This window comes from Nonomuraea sp. NPDC003707 (assembly GCF_053587055.1).
Map to the genome: position 1 here is coordinate 1 of NZ_JBSFNK010000112.1, position 3,383 is coordinate 3,383.

The 3,383-nt window shown below is 67.3% G+C and carries 3 protein-coding genes; all 3 read left to right on the forward strand.

The annotated features are described in order from the left end of the window. Positions 1-330 (forward strand): FG-GAP-like repeat-containing protein (locus tag ACWDRB_RS67645; protein WP_449912832.1); only part of this gene is annotated, 330 nt, incomplete at its 5' end. A gap of 13 nt (positions 331-343) precedes the next feature. Next, on the forward strand, positions 344-1,816 hold the full coding sequence (locus ACWDRB_RS67650; protein ID WP_449912834.1) for an FG-GAP repeat domain-containing protein: 1,473 nt from the start codon (positions 344-346) through the stop codon (positions 1,814-1,816). Positions 1,817-1,830: 14 nt separating this feature from the next. Then, positions 1,831-3,383: N-acetylmuramoyl-L-alanine amidase (locus ACWDRB_RS67655; protein WP_449912836.1), on the forward strand; the 1,553-nt coding region annotated here is incomplete at its 3' end.

A 3,383-nucleotide genomic window follows, 5' to 3' on the forward strand; every position in this document is an offset into this window, starting at 1 on the left:
GCCGGCGAGCAGCCCCGGATCGCGGACGTCAATGGTGACGGCAAGGACGACATCGTCACGTTCACCAACAACGGCCTCGGTGATGTGTGGGTCGCCGTTTCCGACGGCCGGGGCTTCGGTCCGGGCGTGAAGTGGAACGACTGGTTCGCTCCGAACGGCGAGTTCCCCTACACCGGTGATTTCGACGGTGACGGCAAGGACGACATCGTCACCTTCACCAAGGGCGCCACGAACGACGTCTTCGTGGGCCTGTCGAACGGCACTTCCGCCTTCGGCACCGGCATCAAATGGCATGACTTCTTCGGCCTCGACGGCGAAACCACCCTCTGATCCAGGAGACATCATGCGCAAGTCCCGAATCGGCCGCGCGTTATCCGTCACCGCGGGCGCGCTGGCGATCGCCGCCGCCTCGGCCATGCCCGCCCAGGCGGCCCCCGACCCCGGCAAGCACCGCTCCAACGCCGAACTCCTCCTCGCCTGCCCGTCCGTCCCCGCCGGCCACGACCAGTGGGTGACCACCGCCGTCTACCGGGTCGGCCGCAGCCTCAACGCCAACGACAAGGTGATGCTCGCGGCGTTCGAGACCGGCTGGGTCGAGTCCCACATGAACAACCTCAACTGCGGTGACAAGGACTCCCTCGGCGTCTTCCAGCAGCGCCCGAGCCAGGGCTGGGGCACCCCTGAGCAGATCCTCGACGTCAGCTTCGCCGCCAACTCCTTCTTCACCCGGGCCATCAGGAACGACGCGGCCAACCCCGGCTACACCCCGGGGCAGCTCGCCCAGAGCGTCCAGCGCTCCGCCTTCCCCGACCGCTACGACCAGTCCGAGGCCAAGGCCCGCTCGCTCCTGAACGAGGCCGCCTGGATGCACGGCATGCAGGCGGGCTCGCCGGCCGACTTCGACGGCGACGGCAAGGACGACATCATCACCTTCGCCAAGAACGCCTCGGCCGACGTGTACGTCTCCACCTCGAGCGGCACCGCTTTCAACGGGACGTCGGTGAAGTGGCACGACTTCTTCGGGCTGGGCGGCGAGACCACCTACACCGGCGACTTCACCGGTGACGGCAAGGACGACGTCGTCACGTTCACGCACGGCTCCAGCGGCGACGTGTACGTGGCGCCGTCCACCGGCACGGGCTTCGGTCCCGCCGCGAAATGGCATGACTTCTTCGCGCCCGGCGGCGAGATCGCGGCGGTCGGCGACTTCGACGGCGACGGGAAGGACGACATCGCGACCTTCGCCCGCGGGACGACCCAGGACGTCTTCGTGGCCCTGTCCAACGGGAACGGGTTCGGCGCCGGCCAGAAATGGCATGACTTCTTCGGCCTGAACGGAGAATTCCCGGCGGTGGGTGATGTCAACGGTGACGGCAAGGACGACATCATCGTCTTCAGTCAGGGTTCGACGAATGACGTGTATGTGGCGACGTCCACCGGGACGGGTTTCAACGCCGCGGTGAAGATGCACGACAATTTCGCGCTCGCCGGTGAGCAACCTCGGATCGCGGATGTGAACGGTGACGGCAAGGACGACATCGTCACGTTCACCAACAACGGCCTCGGTGATGTGTGGGTCGCGATTTCGGATGGGCAGGGCTTCGGTCCGGGCGTGAAGTGGAACGACTGGTTCGCTCCGAACGGCGAGTTCCCCTACACCGGTGATTTCGACGGCGATGGCAAGGACGACATCGTCACCTTCACCAAGGGCGCCACGAACGACGTGTTCGTGGGGTTGTCGAACGGCACTTCGGCCTTCGGCGCCGGGGTCAAGTGGCACGACTTCTTCGGTCTCAACGGCGAAACCACCCTCTAGAAGGAGCCGGAACAATGCAGTGGAAGCATGTGCGTAAGGCCGCCTTATGCGCGGCCGTCGGCGGGCTGCTGCTCACCGCCAGGCCCGCCGTCGCCGCCCAGGCGGACGGGCTGGACAAGGCGTTCGCCGACGCGACAGCGGAATACCAGGTCCCCAAGGACCTGCTCGTGGCGGTCGGTTACGGTGAGACGCATCTCGACGGCCACAACGGCGCACCCAGCAGCGACAACGGCTACGGCGTCATGCACCTGGTGAGCAACCCGCAGCACAAGACCCTCGAACAGGCCGCCAAGCTCACCGGCGAGTCCGAGGCCGACCTGAAGAGCGACACCGCGGCCAACATCCGCGGCGGCGCGGCGGTCCTGCGTGCCCTCGCCGACCAGGCGGGGCTCGACGCGTCGAAGCGCACGGACGTCAACGCCTGGTACCCGGTCGTCGCACGCTACGGCGGCGCCGCCGATGACCAGGTGGCCCGCCTGTACGCCGACACCGTCTACGGCCTGCTCGCGCAGGGCATCAAGGCCGAGGTCGTCGTCCAGCCGCGCAGGGTGCGGCCGGAGCGCGGCACGTACGAGAAGGTCAAGCCCCTGGCGGCCACCACCGGTGAACCCCAGGCCGGCATCCTGAGCACCGACTACCCGCCGGCGCACTGGGTCCCCGCCAACGGCAACAACTACTCGCCCGGCCGCTCCAGCCCCATCCGCAAGATCGTCATCCACGTCACCCAGGGCTCGTACGCCGGCACGATCAGCTGGTTCCAGAACCCGTCCGCGCAGGTCAGCGCCCACTACGTGATCCGCTCGTCCGACGGCGACGTCACGCAGATGGTCCGCGACACCGACACCGCCTACCACGCACGGTCCTCGAACGCCGAGGCCCTGGGCATCGAGCACGAGGGCTTCGTGGACAACCCGTCATGGTTCACCGACGCCATGTACCGCTCGTCGGCCGCCCTGACCCGCTACCTGGCCGACAAGTGGGGCATCTCGCGCACCCGCGCGAACATCGTCGGCCACAACGAGCTCCCCGGCAACGACCACACCGACCCTGGCCCGCACTGGAACTGGGACTACTACATGTCCCTCGTGAACGGTGGCGGCGGCTCGCTCCTGGGCGGTTCTCCGGCGGACTTCGACGGTGACGGCAAGGACGACATCGTCACCTTCACGCACGGCGCGAACGCCGACGTTTATGTGGCGAAGTCGACCGGCAACGCCTTCGACGGCACGTCGGTCAAGTGGCACGACTACTTCGCGTTGAGCGGCGAGGTCCCGCTGACCGGGGACTTCACCGGCGACGGCAAGGACGACATCGTCACGTTCACCCAGGGATCCAACGCCGACGTGTACGTGGCGCCGTCCACCGGCACGGGCTTCGGCGCCGCCGCGAAGTGGCACGACTTCTTCGCGCCGAGCGGTGAAGTGCCGGCGGTCGGCGATTTCGACGGTGACGGCAAGGACGACATCGTCACCTTCACCCGTGGCACGGCCAACGACGTGTACGTGGCCTTGTCCAACGACCATGGATTCGGCGCCGGCGTCAAATGGCATGACTGGTTCGCCTTGAA